This window comes from Mycobacterium sp. SMC-16 (assembly GCF_046250085.1).
Classification (GTDB): domain Bacteria; phylum Actinomycetota; class Actinomycetes; order Mycobacteriales; family Mycobacteriaceae; genus Mycobacterium; species Mycobacterium phocaicum.
Window position 1 is genome coordinate 3,779,968 of record NZ_CP176427.1, and the last position, 23,874, is coordinate 3,803,841.

Annotated in this window: 10 protein-coding genes; 4 read left to right on the forward strand and 6 right to left on the reverse strand. The window is 66.0% G+C overall.

The annotated features are described in order from the left end of the window. Positions 1-86: 86 nt before the first annotated feature. From ACJEIK_RS18275 to ACJEIK_RS18300, 6 genes are all read right to left on the reverse strand, one after another. On the reverse strand, positions 87-1,400 hold the full coding sequence (locus ACJEIK_RS18275) for an IS256 family transposase (RefSeq protein ID WP_052536990.1): 1,314 nt from the start codon (positions 1,398-1,400) through the stop codon (positions 87-89). Positions 1,401-1,488: 88 nt separating this feature from the next. Beyond that, the gene (locus tag ACJEIK_RS18280) at positions 1,489-4,413 is read right to left on the reverse strand and encodes an Eco57I restriction-modification methylase domain-containing protein (protein ID WP_409430095.1); all 2,925 of its coding nucleotides are present in this window, start codon (positions 4,411-4,413) and stop codon (positions 1,489-1,491) included. Then, positions 4,410-7,247, reverse strand: a complete 2,838-nt coding sequence (locus tag ACJEIK_RS18285) for a helicase-related protein (RefSeq protein ID WP_409430096.1) — start codon at positions 7,245-7,247, stop codon at positions 4,410-4,412. The genes ACJEIK_RS18280 and ACJEIK_RS18285 overlap by 4 nt, the downstream gene beginning before the upstream one ends. Further along, entirely contained in the window at positions 7,211-12,301 is a 5,091-nt protein-coding gene (locus tag ACJEIK_RS18290; RefSeq protein WP_409430097.1) for a DEAD/DEAH box helicase, read from the reverse strand. Before ACJEIK_RS18290 ends, ACJEIK_RS18285 begins: the two co-directional genes overlap by 37 nt. A gap of 97 nt (positions 12,302-12,398) precedes the next feature. Continuing rightward, positions 12,399-15,962 carry a cobaltochelatase subunit CobN gene (gene cobN / locus ACJEIK_RS18295; RefSeq protein ID WP_409430098.1) on the reverse strand — a complete coding sequence of 1,188 codons (3,564 nt, stop codon included), beginning with the start codon at positions 15,960-15,962 and terminating at the stop codon, positions 12,399-12,401. A 3-nt stretch (positions 15,963-15,965) separates the two neighbouring features. Continuing rightward, positions 15,966-18,329, reverse strand: coding sequence for a GGDEF domain-containing protein (locus ACJEIK_RS18300; protein ID WP_135356566.1), 2,364 nt, complete (start codon positions 18,327-18,329; stop codon positions 15,966-15,968). 392 nt (positions 18,330-18,721) lie between these two features. On the opposite strand from ACJEIK_RS18300, the gene cobG reads away from it, so the two are divergent. The 4 genes from cobG to ACJEIK_RS18320 are packed head-to-tail and all read left to right on the forward strand — an operon-like array spanning position 18,722 to position 23,851. Beyond that, positions 18,722-19,843, forward strand: a complete 1,122-nt coding sequence (gene cobG / locus ACJEIK_RS18305) for a precorrin-3B synthase (protein WP_409430099.1) — start codon at positions 18,722-18,724, stop codon at positions 19,841-19,843. A 9-nt stretch (positions 19,844-19,852) separates the two neighbouring features. Further along, positions 19,853-20,479 carry a precorrin-8X methylmutase gene (locus ACJEIK_RS18310; RefSeq protein ID WP_409430100.1) on the forward strand — a complete coding sequence of 209 codons (627 nt, stop codon included), beginning with the start codon at positions 19,853-19,855 and terminating at the stop codon, positions 20,477-20,479. Next, positions 20,476-21,942 carry a precorrin-2 C(20)-methyltransferase gene (locus ACJEIK_RS18315; protein ID WP_409430101.1) on the forward strand — a complete coding sequence of 489 codons (1,467 nt, stop codon included), beginning with the start codon at positions 20,476-20,478 and terminating at the stop codon, positions 21,940-21,942. The genes ACJEIK_RS18310 and ACJEIK_RS18315 overlap by 4 nt, the downstream gene beginning before the upstream one ends. 28 nt (positions 21,943-21,970) lie before the next feature. Then, entirely contained in the window at positions 21,971-23,851 is a 1,881-nt protein-coding gene (locus ACJEIK_RS18320) for a hypothetical protein (protein ID WP_409430102.1), read from the forward strand. Positions 23,852-23,874: the final 23 nt, after the last annotated feature.

Here is a 23,874-nt window from a genome sequence, read left to right on the forward strand (position 1 = left end):
AAAGACCGGGCAGGTGCCGGTGTTGGGGTTTAGGAGCTGTATCTCCTCGGGTGGAGGAATTGTCAATACCTGTGGATCGGCTTGTTTCAGGCGACCTCCGTTCCAGTTGATTCGGTCGGTGCCGAGTCCGCCGACGGGGTGATGTCGGTGGGTCGCTCGAGCAGTTTGCCTTTGTGGAAGATCGCGCCGGCCCGGACCAGAGCGACCAGGTGCGGTGCGTTGACGGCTCGCCAGCGGGCTTGCGCGGCGTCGATCAGCTTGTAAGCCATGGCCATTCCGGCGACGCGTGAACCCGGCCCCTTGGTCACCTTGGTCCTCAAACGTACCGTGGCAAACGTTGATTCGATCGGGTTGGTAGTGCGCAGATGGACCCAGTGCTCGGCCGGGTACTTATAGAACTCCAGCAGCACATCGGCGTCATCGACGATCTTGGCGACCGCCTTGGGGTACTTGGCGCCGTAGTCCACCTCGAACGCCTTGATCGCCACCTGCGCGTGGTCGATATCCTCGGCGTTGTAGATCTCCCGCATCGCCGCGATCGCCCCCGGATGAGCCGACTTTGGCAGGCAGGCAAGAACATTGGCCTGCTTGTGAAACCAGCACCGCTGCTCGCCGGTGGCCGGGAACACCTCACGCACGGCCTTCCAGAACCCCAGGGCCCCATCGCCGACGGCCAGCACCGGTGCGGTCATCCCGCGACGTCGGCACGACCGCAACAGATCAGCCCACGACTCGGCCGACTCCCGGTACCCGTCGGTGAGCGCGACCAGCTCCTTGCGGCCGTCAGCGCGCACACCGATCATCACCAGCAAACAGAGCTTCTCCTGCTCCAGGCGCACCTTGAGATGGATGCCGTCGACCCACAGGTAGACGTAGTCGGTGCCCGACAGATCACGGGCCTCGAAGGCCTTGGCCTCGTCCTGCCACTGCGTGGTGAGTCGGGTGATCGTCGTGGCCGACAAGCCGGCACCCGAGCCCAGGAACTGCTCCAACGCCGGACCGAAATCACTGGTCGACAAGCCATGCAGATACAGCAACGGCAACACCTCGGTCATCTGCGGCGACTTGCGCACCCACGCCGGCAGGATCGCCGAGGAAAACCGTTGCCGCTCACCAGTGTCCGGGTCAACACGTTTGTCATTGACCCGCGGCGCGGTCACACTCACCGCGCCCGCCGCGGTGAGCACCTCGCGCTCGCGGTGATAGCCATTGCGCACCACCAGCCGGTGCCCGTTCTCATCAAGCTCACCGGCATGAGCCTCGATGTAGGCGGCGACCTCAGCCCGCAACGCTGCGGCCAGCATCTGGCGGGCACCGTCGCGGACAATCTCATCGAGCAACGACCGCGACGAGCCAGCATCCTCGTTGGATGAATCCGCATCGTGAACTACCGTGAGCATGGGCGTACCTTCCCGAACCAGCGCGCCAACGCCGGCTCTTGATCAGACCTTCGACATTCAGATCATCCTCGGGAAGGTGCGCCCTTTCCTACGCCGCCTCGCCGAGGCTCATCCACAGGTTCTGATCATTGCTCTCGGGTGTCAACGTGAATCGAGCGTCCTCCCGTAGCAGGTCGCTAGGGTGGTGCGCGAAGAACGAGAAGTCAGCGCTGGACACGTGGTCGTCGCGGCCGGCGACGGTCAGCAGACAGAACTTATACGAACGATGAACGCCGACGAACAGCGGCCGTGCATTCTCAAAGTCGTACAAACTCGCTATCACTGACCGTTGGACGAGGTCTTTGAAGAAGTATTGCGTGGTCGCATCGGTCGCAATGCCGGACGGCAGGATCAGCCCGCACCGGCCGTGTGTACCAGTGACATGTCGTCCGGTCTCGGCGAACACCGCGTAAGTGTTGATGTCCCCGCGCCCGTTGAGTGGGTAACGGCCTGAGTTCCTCAGGAAATGCGACACGCCTTCCGCTTCGCGCTTGGCGGCTTCGAACTCTTCGAGCAGTACCGGATTCGAGTCAGCAAGCTTCTTGATGAGGTTCTTGCGCGCGTTCGCGTTTGGAGCACCAGCGATCTCCGCGTCGCGCGCGGCGAAGAATTCCTGCTCCTGCAGCTTGACCCGCTCCCACGGCGGGTTTCCGCAAATCGCCGACAACCCCCCAGCCCAGCCAGTCGCCTCGTTGACCGAACCACCGGCCTCGGCCTTCGGAAATAGATGCGGGAACTCTAGATGCCAATGGAAGAAGCGGTATTCGGCGGTCAGCCGTTCAACTTCAGCTCGCTGCGCAGCATCCAGCGCATCGGGATCCTTCAGTAGCTGCTCGAACTTCGCCTGAGTTATCGCAGGTACCGCGTCCGCGGCCTTGCGCCAGACGAACGCCGCGCTCCACGCATCGGCGACGAGCTTCGCGTGCCGGTAGTCATCGGATGCCACATAGTCGCTGAGCCGCTTGCGCTGCACGTGCACGTCGGCCAGCGATAATGCGCGCTCGGCAACGACATTCCGCATCGCTGTGGCCAGCTTGGCGTTGTGCACCGCTTCAAGTTCGTCGGCGGCGAAAAACTCGTATTGGTCGGGATGCTTGCGCTCACTAGCATTCCGCTTCCGCAAGTCAGAGACGACCTTCTTGTCGTCACCCTCGATCGGCTTGAAAGCATCGTCGGGGATGCCGTCTTCAAGCAGGCGCGGCGTCGCTCCAATCAGCGCATTGCCGACCTTGATCTGCGCATCCAGGAACGCCAGCGGCCTGCCCGGTTCCATCGCCTCGAGCCACAGAGACACCTTCGCCAGTTCTGCGGCCAGCGGGTTCACATCCACGCCGTACACACACTTCCCTACGACCTCGCGCAAAGCAGAACGAACCTGCTCGGGCGGTGGCTCGGGATCGCCAGTGCGGTACGCGGCAAGACGTTTCGCAATCCGCCGAGCCGCTGCAACCAGGAAGTGGCCCGACCCACACGCGGGGTCGCACACCGTGATCGCGAGCAGCGCCGCATCAGGATCATCGGCTGCGATCGCACGGTCGAGGACAGGGTCGAGTGTGGAGTCCAGCAGGCATTCCACCAATGACGTTGGCGTGTAATACGAACCAGTGCCCTTACGCTCGTTGCCCGCGGCTTCGAGCAGTGAGTATGACCGCTGTATGGGGTCCCACGACGGGTGGAATTCCAGCAGCGACTCGTAGATACTGCCGAGTTCCTCGGCGTCGAGGCTGCGGTAGTCGACGGGCCATAGCCGATCCGACTTGCCCTTCACCACCGACAGGGAACGCACCGCACTGAGGAAATCGGCGTTACGAATGCCGTAGTCCGACAGGAAATCCAGCGGCCCGTTCTCGAACAGGCCGCCGAGCGCCGGTAGCCCGAGTTCGGGCATGCCTTCGGCCAGTCCTCGCCACACCAGCACTTGTGCCGACCAGCGGTCAGCGTGCCGGTCACCGAGGCGGCGGCGCGCGACATTGCGCAGCCGGCTAGTCGAGAAGTACCGCGAATACCGTTCCCTTACAGCAGTATCCGCGTCATGAACATGTAAGACGCCGCGGTCTTCAACCACAAAGGTGAACAGCAGCCGGTACACCACCCGCAGCAGAGCATGGTGATAGTCACTGACCGCCAGCTCCCCTGACGCGACCTTTTCCCGAAGGTCTTGATTGTCCGGGTGATTGAGGAAGCCGTTGCCAAGCGTCTGGAGCGCCTCGACAACCCCGTCGCGCAGCTGGTCCAACGCACGGGCACCGGTCTGAGCAGCCGCATCACGCCAGCGTTCCATCCAGCACGATGCCTGCCCGACTTCCGCGTCCAGTGCGGCGAGCCGCGACTGATGGCACATCCGGTAGAGCAGCAGGAAGTCGGAGAACAACTCACCGGCGAAGATCGCGTCAAGGTCGAACTCGATGTAGGCCGAACCCGTCAGCGATGTCGAATCGCGCAGCAGCCGGAGGGTTCTGCCGTTGGACAGGATCGCCCACAGATGCCGGCCGGAGCGGTTCAGGTATTCCTGGACCATCGATTGCGGAGCCTGCTTCGCCGCACCCGACACACCCGGTGTCCGCTTGTCGAGATCCACCCCGGCACCGAGCAGATGGATCGGGATGTCGTCGGCCCACAGATGCGAAATGGGGAACCGCTTCTCCGAATCGTCGTCGCCGCCCAGCCCACCGGCGGGCGCAGGCGGAACCCGCCCATAATCGAGCTGATTCAGCAGCGGCAGCAGGAACCGCTCGCGGGTCAGGCCGATGGCGGCGTCGTTGCTATTTGCGCTGGCGAGCTCGTCCTCGAAACGCTTCCACACTCCGCGCATGTACGCCCACACCCGATTCGCGGCGTCACGCACCGACTCACCGCCGGCGAGGTGGTAGTCAGCAGCCGACGAGCCGTCCATGTCGCCGACCGAGATACGGCTGAGAACGCCTGCGGGGATCAGCCCGCCTTGCACCCGCACACCGACAAATGTGTCACTCATGCGGTCACCTCCGGCAGGTAGAGGTACGCGCCGACGATGTCGGCGTTCGGTTCGACCGTCACCTTCAGGCCACGGACGAGTTCGTAGCTGGCCTGACGGACTCGCCGGTGTGATTCGAAAACTTTGGCGGCCAACGCTTCTCCGACCTTGCGTAGGTGTCCGTCCAGCTCGTCTAGCTCGGCGAGGGCGCGTCCCGCAGCCGAATGTGCCTGCTGCTCGGGGATATTTTGCGATGGCACCGCGGCGAAGAGTGGTGCCATGTCCTCGAGCCACTCAGGGCTGGTCGGCGAACCTGCAAAAGCGAGCGATACGAGCTCCTCGGCCACTAGTTTGCGCTGCCCCGTCCGTGACGGCAGTTCCAGATGGAATCGGTAGCGCACCAGCAACAGTGTCGTCCGCTTGGCGACATCGCGGGTACGGATGACGGCACACCGCCGCGCGGGGCGCGCCCCGGCCGGGAGCTCAGAGTCGAGCGCTGACTGCAACACGTAGTCAGCGATAGCGGACACGGACTCGTCGGTGCGCAGCAACACCGCATCGCCACGGCCCACCGGTAGGTCGTCGGCGAACAGCAGAGGATCGGACTTGCCGAGCGGTAACGCATTTCGAAGCCCCAACGGCAGGTTGGCGGTGGACGCCTGCACGCCGTCTTTGCGATCCACCACGGTCGAGCCGAGTTCGCTCAGCGCCCGCCGCACCAGGTCCTTGATATCGGCGTGTGTTCCCATACCGGCACGGACGTCGTCGATCTCCCGTTGTACCTCGGCGGGTTTGATGGCCGCCTGCGCGTATTTGGTCATCGACAGCTTCTCGCGTTCAGCGGCACTATCCCATTCCGCGTGCAGTGAATCGCGCTGTTTGGACACGTCCAGGTCGAGCGACAACTGCTCGGCTTCCATGCCGCGGAACAGGAGGCCCTCCATGAGTGCCTCGACGACCGCGTCGCTGCTGTCGGGCACTGGCACCGAAACGCCCGTCGCCTTACGGATGCGTTCGTGCTTGCGCAGCAGCACCTCCAGGACGATGCCGTCGATGTGATTGTCCGTGCCGTACAACGTGACTGCGCGCACTACGTCGCGCCGCTGGCCGAACCGGTCGACCCGGCCTTCGCGTTGTTCGTGGCGGGTCGGGTTCCATGCCAGGTCATAATGAATGACAGCCTGGAAGTCATCCTGCAAGTTGACGCCCTCGGCCAGGCAGTCGGTGGCGACCAGCACATGCTGCCCACCCGCGGCAGCCAACTCCTCAATGCGGGCAACGCGTTCTTCTGGCGGGAGCGCGCCGGTGACCGCTTGCACCGTCACCTTGCGCCCGAGCTTGGCCGTCAGCACCTCCGCCACATACTCGGCAGTGTGGATGAAACGGCAGAACACGATCGGGTTGTAGTCCTCGGCGAGGAGCTTTTTGACCACCTTCACCAACTCGGTGGCTTTCGTGTCCTTGTCCTCCAGCGCCTCGGCTGCCTTGCGGAATGCCGTGAGCTTGCGGGCCTGCGGACTACCGGAATCAGCTCCTGGCGTCGAGTCGACTGACTCGAGGGTGTCCAGGTCGGGCAGATCCAGCACCGCGGCGCGACCGATCTGATCGGCTTCGTTCGGGTTGACTGCTTCCAGTGACGCCGCTCGGGTCCGCAGTGTCTGAGCAGCTGCGCGAGGAGACGAGGCCAATGCCCGCAGCAGAGCCAGCGCGGACCACCAGTTGACCCGCTTAGCGACTCCCCCGTCGTTCGTCCGGACAGTTTCGCGAGCGTAGTCGAGCACCTGGTCGAACAGCGCGCGGTACTCAGGGCTCAGCGAATACGCGACTTCCTGCGATTCACGATCTTTCGGAAACGGTGTCTCTTGGTCGAGGAAGATCCGAATGTCGCTGCGGCGACGCTGTACGAAATGCCGGGCCAACTTCTCGCGGCCCAGTGCCGAATCGAGCGCGTCCAGACGAAAATTCTTGTCCAGTAATCGGATCAGATTCTCGAAGGCCTCGTCCTGACCGCTGTGGGGTGTGGCGCTCACCAGGATCAGATGCCGATTCACGTCGTCGGCCAATTCACGGATCAAGTCGTATCGCTGTGTACGACCGGAACCTGAGAGCCCGGCCGCAGCGACACAGGTGTGCACCTCGTCGACGATCACCAAATCCGGACACGTGCGCAGGAATTCATGCCGCCTACGGTGTGACTTGATGAAGTCGGTCGACACCACAACATGCCGGTAGCGGTCGAACAGTGACTCAGTGCCAATCAGGCCGCGCTCCAGCCGTGTCACCGTCGACGGCAACACCAGCTCGGCCTCGATGCCGAACTTCTGCCGCAGTTCGGCCTGCCATTGCTCGGCCAGAGCCGGGCTACACAAAACCACCAACCCGTTGGCTGCGCCCGTTTCTAGCAGCTCGGTCGCGATCAACGATGCTTCGACGGTCTTGCCGATACCGACATCATCGGAAATGAGCAGTCGTACGACGTCCTGTCGGAGTGACATCATCAATGGCACCAGTTGATACGACCGCGGCTCCACGTTGATCGACGCCAGACAACGGAAAGGTCCTGTGGTCGAGCGGAATCCGACTTTGATTGCGTCACGCAAGAGGGTGGCGCTGTAATTGTCGCCGAGGTCATCCGGAGAGGGCGGTGCAAAGGTGGCAGCCTGAACGCCTTCGCTGAGGAAGACGCCAGCGATATCGTCGTCGGCACCGCCAAGCGGACGAAGCACTAGAAAATCGCCGACACTGTCGGGCTGAACGACCCATTCCCGACCACGCGCGGAGACGAGACTGCCCGGCGCGAAACTCGTTGCCGCTAAGGTCACTGCGCGGTCTCCTTGATCTTGCCAAACACCCATTCGTGGCCGCCAGCGACCGCGTCCCAGTCGTCGTCGTACCGGAACCGCACTACCTCCCAACCGGCGTCGTACAAGCGCTCCTCGGCAGCGGCGTCACGTTCGGCAACGGACTCTGCATCATGCACCGGACCGTCGATGAACACTGCCACCGCTACTCCGCTATCGAGCCTGTAGGCGAAGTCGGGCCGGACTTTGAGCGCGTCGATCCGACGCTGAGCCTCCGTCGGAACGCGCAGGCCACGCTCCTTCAGATAGCCAAGAAAGTCGCGTTCCAGAGTCGAGGTCGACTGGCGGTCCAAATCTTCCACCTGTACCCGAGGCTTCTGGGTGGTGCCAGCGGCCGAGAGGCGCAACAGATAGTCACGCACCACGTGGCGGTCAATCTTTGTGTGATGCAACTGATTTCCATACGACAGCAAACAGTCGTAACAGGCCTGCACGCAATCGGGCTTAAGGTCAACCCCGGCAGCGTCGAAATGGCAGATGTCCAACGCTTTTCGCGCTGCCCGCGCCAACGCTTCCGGCTCTGCGGCGATCCGTCGCAGAACCCCTGCGCCGCCCTCGGCGGACTCGGTGAACAGCATTCGGCCGCGCTCATCAGGGTCAGGCAGCAGTTCGGTGGATAGCTCGGAGTCCTCCAGCTGGAACTCGGCCTCGATCCCACGCTCCAGGGCGTACTGCAGCGTCATGGCCTCGTTCGAGCCGATTGCTTCCGCAACGCGGAACAGCAGAATGTTGCGGGTGTCCTCCACATACGGGATGACCTTGTCCTTCAGCTTGACCTTGCCGACGTCGTCGATGTCGCTGTCGTCGCCATCCATATCACCGGCGCTCTTCTCCGATAACCAGTTGCCTTTCGCCAGATCCAGCCAGAACCCATGTTCGTTGGGGTCTTTGCGGCGTCGGCGGCCGAGGTTGGTCCGGCGGATCAACGCGGTGTCACCGTAGGCGAGTTCTGCGAGTGTGCCGTCACCGTCCGAAACCGTCGAGTCGTCGCGGTTGTGGTTCGGGGTGAACTTGAATGACGTCGCAATCTCGAATCCCGCACGACGACGTTCCTCCTCGTCCGACGAAATGCGTTCCCTGCGCCTGGTAAATACCGTTTCCATCCGCATCAAGCCGCGGCGCGGCTTCGGAAGCAGGGTGTTGCAGTATTCGCAGCGTTCGAGACCCGGCCCTCGGTCATGGTGGTAGCCACAGGCTTCACACGTGCGCGCCGAGCTGGTGACCAAGCTGCCGTCGGCGGCAGCGTCCATCGGCAACTGGATGCGCACCACCTCGTAACGCGAACCCTCATGGTAGATAAGCGCATTGGGACCGAACTCGCTGATCGCCAGGAAGCGCGGCCGTTGGATGTAGTCGCCGTCCTTGGCGCTGCCGCGTCCGGGAATGAATGCGGCAAGCGGTAAGCGTGGGAAGTTGTAGCCCGGCAGGAAGCCTTCGGCTGCGAAGTAGCGGTAGGTGTAGAAGTCCGAGAACTGCTGGCCTGTGTCGTCGTTGACTAGGAGCCGCAGCTGGTTTTCCGCCTGTGCGCGACGGACTTTCGCGGCTTCGATCTCCTTGGTACTGGCACTGTGATCACCAACAACCTTGTGGAATTTCTCGCGGTCTGCCTGCGCAGCGAGATATAGCGAACGCCACCGGTTGCAGGCCTCGTCGAAGTTCCGGTAAGCCGAGCGCATCGTCTGCTCGACCCAGTCGTCGGTCCACCAAGTGGTTTCACATAGCGCAGGTTCCAATGCAGCGATGAGTTCCTTGGCTCGGGCCGTAGCCTTCTGCACCGCAGAACTTTTCGACAGGAAGCCGTCGATGTCGTGTTTGACGGGGAAGCCCGGCTTGTCCAGGTCAAGGAGACCTCGCATGCTCGAACTCAGGTGTTCATCGGTTTCGGCCAGCCAGATGGCGTGCAAATGCGAACGCAGTAGCGCCTCATTGGCCAAATCCAGCCGCGGTGGGGCGACCGATCCGGCCACCATGTCTTCGGACCGCCGGAAGTAATAGTGATCGTGCGCGTTACCGCTCGCACAGTAAGTGACGACGAGCGCTGGCTGACCACTTCGGCCGGCCCGGCCGCTGCGCTGCGCATAGTTCGCCGGCGTCGGCGGCACATTACGCAGGCCGACTGCGTTGAGGCCCTTGATGTCGACACCCAATTCCATTGTCGGCGAACAGAACAGCAACGGTAGGTCCGCTTCGCGGAATTCGGCTTCCCGATCCTGTCGTTCAGCGGACGAGACCTGGGCAGTGTGTTCCTTGGCGTACAGCCCACGCAACGTCTCCGCAGTGTCGCGATACAAGTCGCGGAAGAACGGATTGACCCGCGCCCCCTCACCGTCGACGCGCTTGCGGGTGGCGTCAACAACGCCGTTGGCGCCGTCCCCGGCCCGCCAGATCAACGCCGCAGCCCGCAGTCGGTAGCCCAATCCCTTGCGCACCTCGGTCATGGAGTCCGTGAGCAGGCCAGCCCGTTCCAGGCATGAAAGCATCTGGCCCAGAACGAGTTCAGCGTCCGACTCGGTGAGCCGGGTCCCGTTGTGGTCGCACAACTTCTCCCGGACGTACCGCCCGATCGACGATCGAGGTGTCAGACGGGGCGACAAGGTGCGAGTACGCGGGTCAGACGTATCGGTGACACCGATCTTGCTGTTGTGGCCGAGTTTGTCGCCCAGGGTCAGCTGCCACCGTTCCACAAGATGTTGTGCCGACTGGCTCAACACACGTTCAAATCCGTACTCGCTGAGGCACTCGGCGTCGATCGCAAGCTCGCGGCGCAACTGCTCAAGAAGGTTGAAGCACACGTCATAGCGGGCCTGTTGCGGAGCATCGCGCAGCGCAGGGTGCGTTCCTTCCCAGAGCTTTTCGCTGGCAATGATCTCATCGAGCGAGTCATAGTCGATATGCAGTAGGCCTGTCTGCTCCAGATTTGGCATAGTGACACGCCAACCGCGCTGCAGGTCGGCATACAGGCGAAACTCGATCACCGCCCGCAGGGCGGCCTCAGCCTTGCGACGCATACCAAATTCAGCCTCAGCACTCGCAGCGTAATCGGCGAAATCGAGCCCGATGGTCTGCGCCACTTTGCGTGCGATGTCTTCGTGCGTGAGGCCGTCCTCAGCGTCGAGCAGCGCCCGATACAGCGCACCGCGCAGTTGTGTCACCTGTACGAAATCGTTGAAGTGTCCGGCTTGCAGGCTGGCATCCTGACGGTTGTCGACGAACGTGAGCAACTTGCGTGCGTTCTTGGGTAGTGCCTCGGCAGGCAAACCCTTGAGGCTACGGACAACCGATGCGGCGATCACCGTCATCGCCGACGATCGGCCTTCGGCGTCTAGTGGTGCCAGGCGCGCGAAATCCGTTGTACCGGCGCGCTGGTAGGTCACCGCGCAACGCAGGCAAAACCGGAACGCACCGGTGATGAAGGCGGCGTCGACGCCGCCCGTGTTCGTCTCGGTACCATCTGGCAGAACCCGGACCCGCTGGGGCCGGTACTTCACCATATTCGGTTTGAGTTGACCGTTCTCCATCCAGGATTCGGGGTATCGGTGACCGACCTCCGGGTCCTGCGGCCACGCGAAATCGGTTGAGATGTAGAGATAGCCGTCCGCGTTGTTGTCCGAGCTTTCGCGATCATTGCGAGACCGGTACGTGGTTCCGTCACCATTGGTCGTGCGCGTGACCACGACGTACTCCTGGCCACATTCACGGCAGAAGCTCACCGGCAGCAGCAGGTGGTCCGGCTGACCCGGTACCTTCAGTTGATACGACGTCGCGATGTGCCGCGTCTCTGGGGATTCCAGCGATACCAGGACGCCCTCGCCCTTAGACAGGAACTGGTGTAGCCGGAACCCGAAGAGCGGCCGATTGGTTTTTGGGTTGATCGCGTTGGCGCCCGCCAAGAGAGTCTTTTCGATGGCAGCCGTGGCCGCCACCTCCGACGAACCCGTCTGTTGGGCGAGCTGCTTGGCTGCGACGGACACTCGCTGTGGGCGCTGGCGAACCAGCTGACCCTCTCTTTGCGTCAGGCCGAACGCTTCCTCGACCCAACCAGCCAGCGGCGCCTTCACCAATTCGTCGTAAGAGGTAGCGGCTAGGTCGAGGCTCGTTACCGGACCCGCCGCGGTTGCCCGCGTGAGAGTTTCGCCGATCACCCGCTCGGGCGTGACGTCGTCGCCGAAGATCTGTGTGGCTACGGTGGCGACCGTGGCCTTCTGATCCGCGATCGAATCGCCGGATGCCATCGTGGCGGACGTGCCGATGCACTGCAGTTCGCCGGATCCGCAGGCATCACGCACGCGCCGCACTAACATCGCCACATCCGACCCCTGCCGGCCGCGATAGGTGTGCAGCTCGTCGAGGACCAGGAATTTGAGTGTGTGGGCCGCACCAATCAACGCCTTGCGCTCATTCGGCCGGGTCAGCAGCAGTTCGAGCATCACGTAGTTGGTCAGCAGAATGTCGGGCGGGTTCGCCAGAATCTGCTCACGTTTTTCCTCCGACTCCTGGCCGGTGTACCGCTCGAACGTAACCGGTTCGTTCCCGTCGCCATAGCCGTAGACGAGAAACTTCCGCAGTTCTTCGAGTTGGCTATTGGCCAGCGCATTCATCGGATAAACGATGATCGCCTTCACGCCCTTCGACTGGTCGGAGCCGATCCGCAGTACGTGGTCGACGATCGGGACGATGTACGACAACGACTTGCCCGACCCAGTACCAGTGGTGAGGACATACGACTTGCCGGTGCGCGCAATCTCCACCGCATCACGCTGGTGCTTGTGCAAGGTGATCGGGGCGGAACCGTGGTCGTCGATGGTCGTCTTGTCGCGGAAGATGAATGAACACTCTCCGTCGACCAAACCCTCGGCAACCAGCTCGTCGATGCTGCCGCCCGAAGCGAACATCGGGTTGAGAGAGACCCAGGGCTCAGGCCACTGTCGACCTTCGTCGAGCGACTTTTCGATTTCCGCGCGAATCCGGTCGTCACGGATGTCGACACCGGCTGTGGTGAACCCGCGATAGTCGTCGATCAGTTGCTTGTGGATCTGGAATACGTCCACTCAGCACCCCCCAAATGAAACCTGTTCTAGCCGACCGGCGGCCAGCCAGTCAGGATACGACCTACCGCCGACAAGTTTGGCGAAATGTGCGCCTGAATTACCCCTCCAACTCCCCCTCGGTCTCCAGCAGCACCTGCTTGAGACCGTCGAGGGTCGCGGATTCGGGCTCGGCCCACATGCCGCGGCCTGCCGCCTCCAGGAGCCGCTCGGCCATGCCGTGCAGCGCCCACGGGTTGGACTCGCTCATGAACTTGCGGTTCTCCGGATCCAGCACGTAGCTCTGCGTCAGCTGCTCGTACATCCAGTCGGCCATGACGCCCGCGGTGGCGTCGTACCCGAACAGGTAGTCGACGGTGGCGGCCATCTCGAAGGCGCCCTTGTAGCCGTGCCGCCGCATGGCGGTCATCCAGCGGGGGTTGACGACGCGGGCGCGGAACACGCGCGTCGTCTCCTCCGACAGCGTGCGGGTGCGGACGGCGTCGGGCCGGGTGTTGTCGCCGATGTAGGCGGCCGGGTCCTTGCCGGTCAGTGCGCGCACCGTGGCGACCATGCCGCCGTGGTACTGGAAGTAGTCGTCGGAGTCGGCGATGTCGTGCTCGCGGGTGTCGGTGTTCTTGGCCGCCACGGAGATTCGCCGGTAGGCCCGGTTCATGTCGTCGGTCGCCGGGGCGCCGTCGAGGCCGCGGCCGTAGGCGAAGCCGCCCCACGCGGTGTACACCTGGGCCAGGTCGGCGTCGTCACGCCAGTTGCGGCTGTCGATGAGCTGCAGCAGACCGGCGCCGTAGGTTCCCGGCTTGGAACCGAAAATCCTTGTGGTGGCACGCCGCTGGTCGCCGTGGTCAGCGATGTCGACCTGCGAATGGGCGCGGACGTAGTTCTCCTCGGCCGATTCGTCGAGTCCGGCCACCAGCTGGACGGCGTCGTCGAGCATGGTCACCACATGCGGGAAGGCGTCGCGGAAGAAACCGGAGATGCGGACGGTGACGTCGACGCGCGGGCGGCCCAGCTCGGCCAGCGCGATGGGCTCCAGCCCGACCACGCGGCGCGACGCGTCATCCCAGATGGGCCGAACACCGAGCAGCGCAAGCACTTCGGCGATGTCGTCGCCCGCGGTGCGCATGGCCGAAGTGCCCCACACCGAGAGGCCGACGGATTCGGGCCAGCGGCCGTAGTCGGTGCGGTAGCGCTCGAGCAGCGAATCCGCCATCGCCACACCGGTTTCCCACGCCAGCTTCGACGGGACGGCCTTGGGGTCGACGGAGTAGAAGTTGCGTCCCGTCGGCAGCACGTTCACGAGGCCGCGCAGCGGGGATCCCGACGGCCCGGCCGCGATGAACCCGCCGCCGAGGGCGTGCAGAATCTGGTCGACCTCGCGGCTGGTGGCCCGCAGCCGCGGCACCACCTCGGTGGCGGCGAACCGCAGCACCTTGGCGACCTCGGCGTTGTCGGTCAGTCCGGACACCGCGGCAGCGTCCCAACCCGACGCCTGCAGCTTGGCCACCAGTTCACGGGCCTCGCCTTCGGCAGCATCGACGGCTTCACGTTCGGCAGAACCGTCTTCGGCGAGCCCGAGCGCCTCGCGCAGCCCCGGCACCGACTGCTCGCCACCGAACAGCTGCCGCGCCCGCAGGATCGCCAGCACCAGATCCAGTTCGGCCTCGCCATCCGGCGCCTGGCCCAGGATGTGCAGGCCGTCGCGGATCTGGACGTCCTTGATCTCGCACAGCCAGCCGTCGACGTGCAGCAGCATGTCGTCGAACACGTCCTCGTCGGGCCGGTCCTCCAACCCCAGATCGTGGTCCATCTTGGCGGCGCGCATCAGCGTCCAGATCTGCTGCCGGATCGCCGGGAGCTTGCCGGGGTCCAGCGCCGAGATGGTCGAGTGCTCGTCGAGCAGCTGCTCCAGCCGGGCGATGTCGCCGTAGGTCTCGGCGCGGGCCATCGGCGGGATCAGGTGGTCGACCAGCACCGCGTGGGCCCGGCGCTTGGCCTGCGTGCCCTCGCCGGGATCGTTGACCAGGAACGGGTAGACGAGCGGCAGGTCGCCGAGCGCGGCGTCGGTGCCGCACGCCGCGGACATGCCGAGCGTCTTGCCGGGCAGCCATTCCAGATTGCCGTGCTTGCCCAGGTGGATCATCACGTCGGCGCCGAAGTGCTTGTTGATCCAGTGATAGGCCGCCAGGTAGTGGTGGCTCGGCGGCAGATCCGGGTCGTGGTAGATCGCGACGGGGTTCTCGCCGAAACCGCGGGGCGGCTGGACGATCAGCACGATGTTGTCGGAAACCATTGCCGCGATGACGATTTCGCCGTCGGGGTCCTGCGAGCGGTCGACGAACAGCTCACCCGGCGCCGCACCCCAGTGTTCGGTGACGGCGTCGGTGAGTTCGGCGGGCAGCGTCGCGAACCAGGCGCGGTAGTCCTTGGCGGACACCCGGACCGGGTTGGCCTCGAGCGCCTCGGTACTGAGCCAGTCGGGGTCCTGGCCGCCCTTTTCGATCATGGCGTGGATCAGGGCATCGCCGTCCTCGGCGTCGACTCCGGGGATGTCGCCGATGCGGTAGCCGGAGTCGCGCATGGCGCGCAGCAGCGCGACGGCGCTGGCCGGGGTATCGAGGCCGACGGCGTTGCCGATGCGGGCATGCTTGGTCGGGTAGGCCGAGAACACCAGGGCCACACGCTTTTCCGCCGGCGAGATGTGCTTCAACCGGGCGTGCCGGACCGCCAGCCGCGCGACACGCTCGCAGCGCTCCGGGTCAGCGACGTACGAGATCAGACCCTCGCTGTCGATCTCCTTGAACGAGAACGGGACGGTGATGATGCGGCCGTCGAACTCCGGCACCGCCACCTGCGATGCGACATCCAGCGGCGTCAGACCGTCGTCGTTCTCGTCCCATTGGGCACGCGAGCTGGTGAGGCACAGGCCCTGCAGGATGGGGATGTCGAGGGCCGCAAGGTGCGCGACGTTCCAGTTGTCGTCGTCGCCGCCGGCGCTCGCGAGGGCAGGCGTCGCACCGCCGGCCGCCAACACCGTGGTGATGAGGGCGTCGGCGGTCCCCAGCAGCTCGATGAGCTCGGGTTCGGCGGTGCGCAGCGAGGCGCAGAAAATCGGGAGCGGACGGCCACCGGCCTCCTCGATGGCCCGGCACAGCGCGTCGATGTAGGCGGTGTTGCCGGCCAGCTGCTGGGCGCGGTAGTAGAGCACCGCGACGGTCGGGCCATGCGCGTCCGACGCGCGCTCGAGCAGCCCCCAGCTCGGGGTGGACTCGGGCTCACCGAAGCCGAAGCCGGTCATCAGGACGGTGTCGGAAAGGAAGGCGTGCAGATGGCGCAGGTTGGTCACGCCGCCCTGCGCCAGGTAGATGTGCGCTTGCAGCGCGACGCCGGCCGGGACAGTCGAGTGGCTCATGAGGTCGGCGTCGGGCGTCTGCTCCCCCGACAGCACCACCGTCGGGACACCGGTGGCGACGACGGCGTCGATGTCGTCCTGCCAGGTGCGATAGCCGCCCAACACCCGAACCACGGCCAGGTCCGCACCGGCCAACAGGTCCGCCAGTTCGCCGTCGATCAACCGCGACGGATTGGCCCACCGGTACTCGGCGCCGCTGGCGCGGGCGGTGATCAGATCGGTGTCGGACGTCGAGAGCAGCAGTACGGTCGGCACCGACTATTCGTACCGCACCGGCGATGCGGGCTGCTCTGCGGTGCCTGACGGCGCCTCGACCAGCTGGTTTCGGCCCCGGTTTTTGGCCTCGTAGACGGCCCGGTCGGCGCGGGCCAGAAGTTCACGGGCAAAACCGCCGGCCGGGGTGCAGTCCGACCGGGACATCTCGGCGAATCCCGCCGAGGCGGTCAGCGTGGTGGGCGTATCCGCGAGGGGGCCCAGCCCGGCGATGCCGCTGCGGAGTTCTTCAGCTCGCCGCTTCCCGGTGCCGTCGCTGTTGTCGGGACCGCGCCACAGCGCCGCGAATTCCTCACCGCCGACCCGCGCCACGACGACGTCCTCGTCCACCGTCGCCAGCCGTAGCCAGGTGCCGATCGCGCGTAGCGCGTCGTCGCCCGCCGGGTGGCCGTACCGATCGTTGAAGCCCTTGAAGTCGTCGACGTCGAGAACCATCAGCGCCGCATACCGGGTCCCCACCGACTCGTCGAGCGCGTCGAGCGCCTCGTCGAACGACCGCCGGTTGGCCAACCCCGTCAGTGGGTCGGTTCGGGTGAGTTCGTCCAGTTTGCGCTCGTCGAGCCACGCCAGCCGCACCGATCGCTCGAGCCGGTAGGAGAACCGCAAGGTCACGATCACCATGAAGATCGACGTGCCCACGGTGAGCAACCTGTTGCTGGTCCACGGGAACACCCACAACTCCAGCGCCGACACCCACAGCAGAATGGCCAATACCGATGGCGCCAGCAGCCGGAACCGGATCTTCACCACGCACAGGCTCAGCAGCACCGCGGTGGGCATGAGGTACGGGACGACGTCGTAGCCCTGCGGCAGCTGGATCACCCGCTCGTACATCTGCGCGCTGGTGATGACGCCGACGGCCGCGACGTACGTGGGAGCGGAGAACCGGTAGAGCCGGGGCACCAGCGCGGTCAGCGCGGCCAGCGTCGCCATCGGCATGATCCCGTAGACCAGGGTGTACACGCCGAGCGCCTGCGATTCGGGCGGCATCTTCAGCACGGTCTTGTACGACGACAGCATCGCGAGGCAGACGGCGTCCAGACCCAGCATGATCGCGGCCCGCGCGATGCGGCCCTGCCGGTCGTACACCTTCGCGAACTCTGCTTCCTGCTCGCGCGCCGGAGCGGGCTGCGGCGCACCGGCCGGCGCGGCCGTCGCTGGGTGGGCGTTCCTGTCGCGGCTCGCCATGGCGGGCAGCTGCGGATCTGCCACGACGAGTCGGTCGCGGCCGTCGCGCTTGGCCCGGTAGAGCGCCGAATCCGCGCGACGGAGCAACTCGACGGCACTGGTCGCGGCCGGGTCGGGCGCGGGATCGTGTGCCAGGCCGGCCGAAGCGGTGACGACGCGACCGTCTTCGCCGCGGTCGATGGCGAGTGCGGCGATTCCGGACCGGATCTCCTCGGCGCGAGTTGTCATCGTGGTCGGGTCGGTCGCACACCACACCGCGACGAACTCCTCACCGCCGAGGCGAGCGCAGAGCTCATTCACGCCGGTCAGGGATCGACCCAGATAGGCACCGACCCGGCGCAGGCAGTCATCACCGGCCAGGTGACCGTTGTGGTCATTGAAGGCCTTGAAGTCGTCGACGTCGAGCACCAGCACCGCCAGGCTCTGGTGCGTGCGCTGCGCAGCCTGCGCCAGCCTCGTGAGCTGTTCGTCGAAGTAGCGCCTGTTCGGCACTCCGGTCAGCGCGTCGGTGCGGGTCAGGCGGTCCAGCGTGCGGGCGCGCAGCCACCCGGTCCGGGTCGACCGCTCGAGCTCGTAGGCGGCGCTGAGCGCGACTGTCACCATCGCGATCGACGCGGTGATGTCGAACATTTCGTTGCTCGTGGGCTCGAACGCAGTCAGCTCGGTCGCCACGATGCCGGCGAGACCGGCCAGAATCGCCGGGGCCAGGAGCACGAAGCGGATCTGTACGACGATGAGACTCATCAGGATCCCGGCGGGCATGACCAGCGGCACGACGTCCAGACCATGCCGGATGCACGCGATGCGCAGCACCATCAGGCACGCGACGTCGATGTACACCGACGCGATGTAGAGCAGCGACGACCAGCGCTGCACTGGGCTGCGGTCTCCGCTGAGCCAGCGCAGCACCATGGGCACGGCGACCGCCAGGACCAGGGAACGCCCCAGCGGCATGACCTCGGGCGGCACCCGCAGCAGGGTGTGGTGAAAAGCGATGCCCGCGGTGATCACGATCAGCAGGACGGCCCACATCTCGTGGCGGGACTTGCGGCCCGACTGGTTGAAGCTCGATCGGAATTCGGACTCGAGGGGCTCGCTGAAGCGAATCCCGTTGACCATCGCCGACCACACGGACTGCGCCTCCCCTGTCGCGACGGCCATCTGAACAGCAGCCTACGTCGCGACCTGCGCAGATCGCGCCCAACCGGGGCCGGAAAAAGCAACAGCGGGCGGGTTGCTGTGCAACCCGCCCGCCGGCGGTCTTATCTACCGCGCTGAGATCAGCGCTGGTTGGTCTCCCAGCGCTGGTACCACGTCTTGCCCTGGTAGGGCAGGCCCGCGGCGACGATGAGAGCGAAGACGCCACCAACGTACAGAGCGAAATCGGACATTGCGTCCCTCCTTATGTCATCCGAATGCGGTGTAGCAAGCGGAAGTTCGGATTCCACGGTACGGGCCGGGAGGTCGAAAACAAGGGTCTTGTAAGGCACGGAACAGGCCGGAAACGGCAGTGACCTGTTTCACTATCTGCGGCACAACGTAACGTGGACAAGGTGATTCGCAGCCGTGACGACGACGCCTGCCCCGGCGCCCTGCAGGTGCACCAGGCGGCCGACGGGGGCCTGGCCCGCATCCGCCTGGCCGGCGGCGTGATCACCGCTGCGCAGCTCGAGGCGCTGGCCCACGCGGCCCCCGAATTCGGTTCGCCGGCAATGGAACTGACCTCGCGCGGCAACATCCAGGTGCGTGGGATTCACGACGCCGCCGGCCTGGCCGCGGCGGTCGAAGCCGCGAGCCTGCTGCCCTCGGCAACCCACGAGCGCGTCCGCAACATCGTGGCGTCCCCGCTGTCGGGCCGCAGCGGCGGACTGGGCGACATCCGGGCCGCCGTGCGCGACCTCGACACCGGCCTGCAAAACCGCCCTGACCTGGCCGAACTGCCCGGTAGGTTCTGGTTCGGGATCGACGATGGCCGCGGGGACATCTCAGGGTTGGCCCCCGATGCCAGCACCCATCTGACCTCTGCCGACACCGCCGCCGTGCTGGTGGCAGGCCGCGATACCGGGGTTCGGATACCCGCCGTGCAGGCCGCGGACACGCTGCTGAACCTGGCCGGCGCCTTCCAGGCCATTCGCGGAAACCGCTGGCGGACAAGCGAACTGGACGACACTGACGAGCTCCTGGCCGGCGCCGGGCTGAATCCCACCGAACCTGCCGGCGCGACCTGGTCACCGGTCGACGTTCCGCCGGTCGGCTGGATACCCCAGGACGACGGCCGGATCACATTGGGCGCCGCTGTCCCGCTGGGTGTGCTGCAGGCCCGTACCGCCGAGTTTGTGGCGGCGATCACCGCTCCGGTGGTGGTCACACCATGGCGCTCGTTACTGATCTGTGACCTCGAAGAGGGCATCGCCGACACCTCCCTGCGGGTGCTGGCACCCATGGGCCTGATCTTCGACGAGCACTCCCCCTGGCTGTCCATCAGCTCCTGCACCGGCAGCCCGGGGTGCGCCAAGTCACTGACCGACGTGCGTAGTGACGCCGCCGCAGCCGCGGAGTCGGGTGAGCCCGGCGGCCGCCGGCATTTCGTCGGCTGTGAGCGCGCCTGCGGCAGTCCGGCCGTCGGCGAGGTGCTGGTGGCGACCAACTCAGGGTACGAACCGCGCCACCCGTAGGGTTATCGCGTGCTCGACTACGTCCGCGACGCTGCGGAGATCTACCGGCAGTCGTTCGCGACCATCCGCGACGAAGCGGATCTGGCGCGATTTCCCGACGACGTGTCACGTGTCGTCGTCCGGCTGATCCACACCTGCGGCCAGGTCGATGTCACCGAGCACGTCGCGTACACCGACGACGTGGTGACCCGCACGCACGCCGCGCTGGCCGCCGGGGCTCCCATCTTGTGCGACTCGTCGATGGTGGCGGCGGGCATCACGCGCTCACGCCTGCCCGCGGACAACGAAGTCGTGTCGCTGGTTGCCGACCCGGGTGCGCCCGCCATGGCCGAGAAGCTCGGCAGCACCCGGTCCGCGGCGGCCGTCGATCTGTGGGCCGACCGGCTCGGCGGTGCCGTGCTGGCCATCGGCAACGCGCCGACGGCGCTGTTTCGGCTGCTGGAGCTGCTGGACGCGGGCGCGCCGGTGCCCGCCGCGGTGTTGGGCGGCCCGGTGGGCTTCGTCGGCTCGGCGCAGTCGAAGGACGAATTGATCGCGCGGCCGCGCGGCATGGACTATCTGGTGGTGACGGGGCGGCGTGGCGGTAGTGCCATGGCTGCCGCCGCGGTGAACGCGATTGCGAGTGAACGCGAATGACAGGGACTCTCTACGGCGTCGGTCTGGGCCCGGGTGACCCGGAATTGGTGACGGTCAAGGCCGCGCGCGTGATCGGCGAGGCCGACGTGGTGGCGTACCACAGTGCGCGCCACGGCCACAGCATCGCGCGCCGCATCGCCGAGCCGTATCTGCGCCCCGGCCAGATCGAGGAGCACCTCGTCTACCCCGTGACGACCGAGACCACGTCGCACCCCGGCGGGTACGACGGCGCGATCGAGGACTTCTACACCGAGGCCGCCGAACGCATCGCCACCCACCTGGCCGCGGGCCGCAACGTCGCGCTGCTGGCCGAGGGCGACCCGCTGTTCTACAGCTCGTACATGCACATGCACACGCGGCTCACCGAACGGTTCCACGCCGTCATCGTGCCGGGAGTGACGTCGGTCAGCGCCGCGTCGGCGGCGATCTCGACGCCGTTGGTGCAGGGCGAACAGGTGCTCACCATCCTGCCCGGCACGCTGCCGGCCGGCGAGCTGCAGCGCCGCCTGGCCGACACCGACGCCGCCGTCGTGATGAAGCTGGGGCGCTCGTACCCGGCGGTGCGGCAGGCACTTTCGTCGGCCGGACGGCTGGACGAGGCGTTCTACGTCGAGCGCGCGAGCACCGAGGCGCAGCGGGTGCTGCCGGCTGCCGACGTCGACGAGACGACGGTGCCGTACTTCTCCATCGCGATCCTGCCGGGCGGCCGGCAGGACCAGGCCACGGCCGGCAGCGTGGTCGTGGTCGGGCTGGGGCCGGGCGACCCGGAGTGGACGACGACCCAGACCCGTCGGGAACTGGCCGCCGCCACCGACCTGATCGGCTACGGGCCGTACCTGGACCGGGTGCCCGAGCGTCCCGGCCAGCAGCGGCACCCGAGCGACAACACCGACGAACGTGCCCGTGCCGAGCTGGCCTGCAAGCTGGCCCAGGAGGGCCGGACCGTCGCCGTGGTGTCCTCCGGTGACCCCGGCGTGTTCGCGATGGCGACCGCGGTGCTCGAAGAGGCCCGGCAGTGGCCGGGCGTCGACGTCCGGGTGATCCCGGCGATGACCGCCGCACAGGCCGTGGCCAGCCGCGTCGGCGCACCCCTCGGTCACGACTACGCGGTGATCTCGCTGTCCGACCGGCTCAAGCCGTGGGACATCATCGCCACCCGCGTCACTGCCGCCGCCCGCGCCGATCTGGTGCTCGCGATCTACAACCCGGCGTCGAAGACGCGCACCTGGCAGGTCGCGGCCATGCAGGATCTGCTGCTGGAATACCGGGACCCGAACACCCCCGTCATCATCGGTCGCGACGTCGCCGGACCGAACGAATCCGTACGGGTGGTGCGCCTGGCCGACCTCAAGCCGACCGAGATCGACATGCGCTGCCTGCTGATCATCGGATCGTCGCAGACGGTGTGGCACTCCACCCCCGAAGGCGACCGGGTGTTCACCCCGCGGTATTACCCCCACTGATTCGGTTGGGCCACTAGGGTTTCCGGACATGAGCGAAAGCCCTCGAGTCACGCGCCTGGTCATGTACAAGCACGGCATGGCGCTGGTCGAACGCAGTGGCCCGGTCGACGGTGATTTCGCCCTGACGTTCCGCCACACCCAGATGAAGGACGTGCTGAAGTCGCTGTCGGTGACCGGCACGGGCGGCGAGCTGGCCGTCGGGGCAGTCTCGTTCGACACCCCGACCGATCCGCACACCCAACTGGGTGGCCGCGGGGTGCAGATCGAGTCGGGCAACGCGCTGCGCGGACTGTTCGACGGATTGCGGGGCCGCACCGTCGAAGTCGACTGCGGCGGCACCCGGCATCGGGGCGAGGTGATCGGTGTCGACGAATCCGCGAAGTATCGACAGGTGCTGGTCCTGCGCACCGACGCCGGATCGGTCAGCCTGATCGAACTGGCCGACGTCGGCGCCGTGACGCTGGCGGAGGGACCGTCACGCGAGAACCTCGAGTACCTGCTGGACCGGTCCCGCGCGCTGACCGCGGGCCAGCATTGCCAGGTGGGCGTACAGGTTCGGGGCAGCGGCACTGTGCAGGTGTCGTATGTGGTGCCGGCCCCGCTGTGGCGACTGTCGTACCGCCTGGTCCGCGACGGTGACACGCTGATCCTGACGGCGATGGGCATCGTGCACAACCCGGTCGACGAAGACCTCACCGACATCGCGCTGACCCTGACCACCGGTGAACCGGTCTCCTTCGATATCGACCTGTACGAGAGCAAGCACGCGCATCGGGAGGTCGTCGAGGAAAGCCGCCGCGGCGTGGCTCCCGTGGTCGCCGCAGGGAAGACGCGATCTCCGGCCGCGGTGTCGATGGCGATGCCCGCGCCTGCCGGAGCGGGTTACTTCGACGCGTACGCCGATGCCGTCGATGATGTCGAAACCGCGGACCGCGGTGAGTATTTCGAGTACCGGCTGAGCACCCCGGTGTCGCTCAAACGCGGCGGCGCGTCGATGATTCCGCTGGCGGTACAGGCCATCGACAATGTCCGGCGCGAGTTGGTCTGGAACGGCCATGACCGCTCCCCCGTCATCGTCCTCGTCTTCACCAATACCGCGGGCATCGTGCTCGAGGAAGGTCCCGCCGTCATCTACGAGCAGGACGCCTATGCCGGTGAAGCGATGGTGCCCTTCACCGCCCGCGACGCGAAGGTGCGCCTGCCGTTCGCGAAAGACCTTGCGGTGCGCTGCCGGCACACCTCGACCGTCAGCGACGTCACCGCCCGCGTGCGCCTCGCTCGTGCCGCGCTGGTGCACGAGCAGCGCCGCGAGAGGCTGCACACCTTGCGCGTCGAGAACGACCATGCCGAACCGGTCGATGTGATCTTCGAAATCCCCCGGGTGCAGGGTCGCCGCGTCGAGACGCGCGACAACGTCACCACGATCGCCGACGACGGGACCAACCACCGGATCACCGTCACCGCGGCAGGCCACGGGACGGTCGAAGCCACGGTGCTGGAAAGCTGGCCGCTGTCGAGCGAGATCGACTACGAGCACCTCGCGCCGGGTCAGCTCGAGGAGTGGCTCGCCGACCGGTCCCTCGACGAGGCCACCATCACCGCGCTCGGCGATGTCCTGGACAAGTGGGCGGCCGCCGAGCGGCTGGAATCTGGCGCCGAGCAGGTCGAGGCCGCGCGCTCGGGTGATTACGAGGCGCAGAGCCGAATCTCGGAGCAGCTCAACGTCCTCGGCACCGACGGCCCCGAAGGCGAGCTGCGCCGCCGGCTCATCGTGGACCTCGAGGCGCTGCGGGACCGCAGCACCGAGCAGGGCGAGAAGGTCCGTCAGCTCCGCGACGACGCGGAAGCGCACCGGCAGGCGGCCTGGGACGAACTCCAGCGGCTCATCGGCGGGCAGCGGCGATCATGAACGCATCCGTGACCGCGCTTCTG

Coding starts and splice junctions, on each gene's coding strand:
- ACJEIK_RS18300 (WP_135356566.1), bottom strand. CDS start 18,329: ATGGCCGTCGCGACAGGGGAGGCGCAGTCCGTGTGGTCGGCGATGGTC.
- ACJEIK_RS18275 (WP_052536990.1), bottom strand. CDS start 1,400: ATGCTCACGGTAGTTCACGATGCGGATTCATCCAACGAGGATGCTGGC.
- ACJEIK_RS18280 (WP_409430095.1), bottom strand. CDS start 4,413: ATGAGTGACACATTTGTCGGTGTGCGGGTGCAAGGCGGGCTGATCCCC.
- ACJEIK_RS18315 (WP_409430101.1), top strand. CDS start 20,476: ATGACAGGGACTCTCTACGGCGTCGGTCTGGGCCCGGGTGACCCGGAA.
- ACJEIK_RS18320 (WP_409430102.1), top strand. CDS start 21,971: ATGAGCGAAAGCCCTCGAGTCACGCGCCTGGTCATGTACAAGCACGGC.
- ACJEIK_RS18285 (WP_409430096.1), bottom strand. CDS start 7,247: ATGGGTGTTTGGCAAGATCAAGGAGACCGCGCAGTGACCTTAGCGGCA.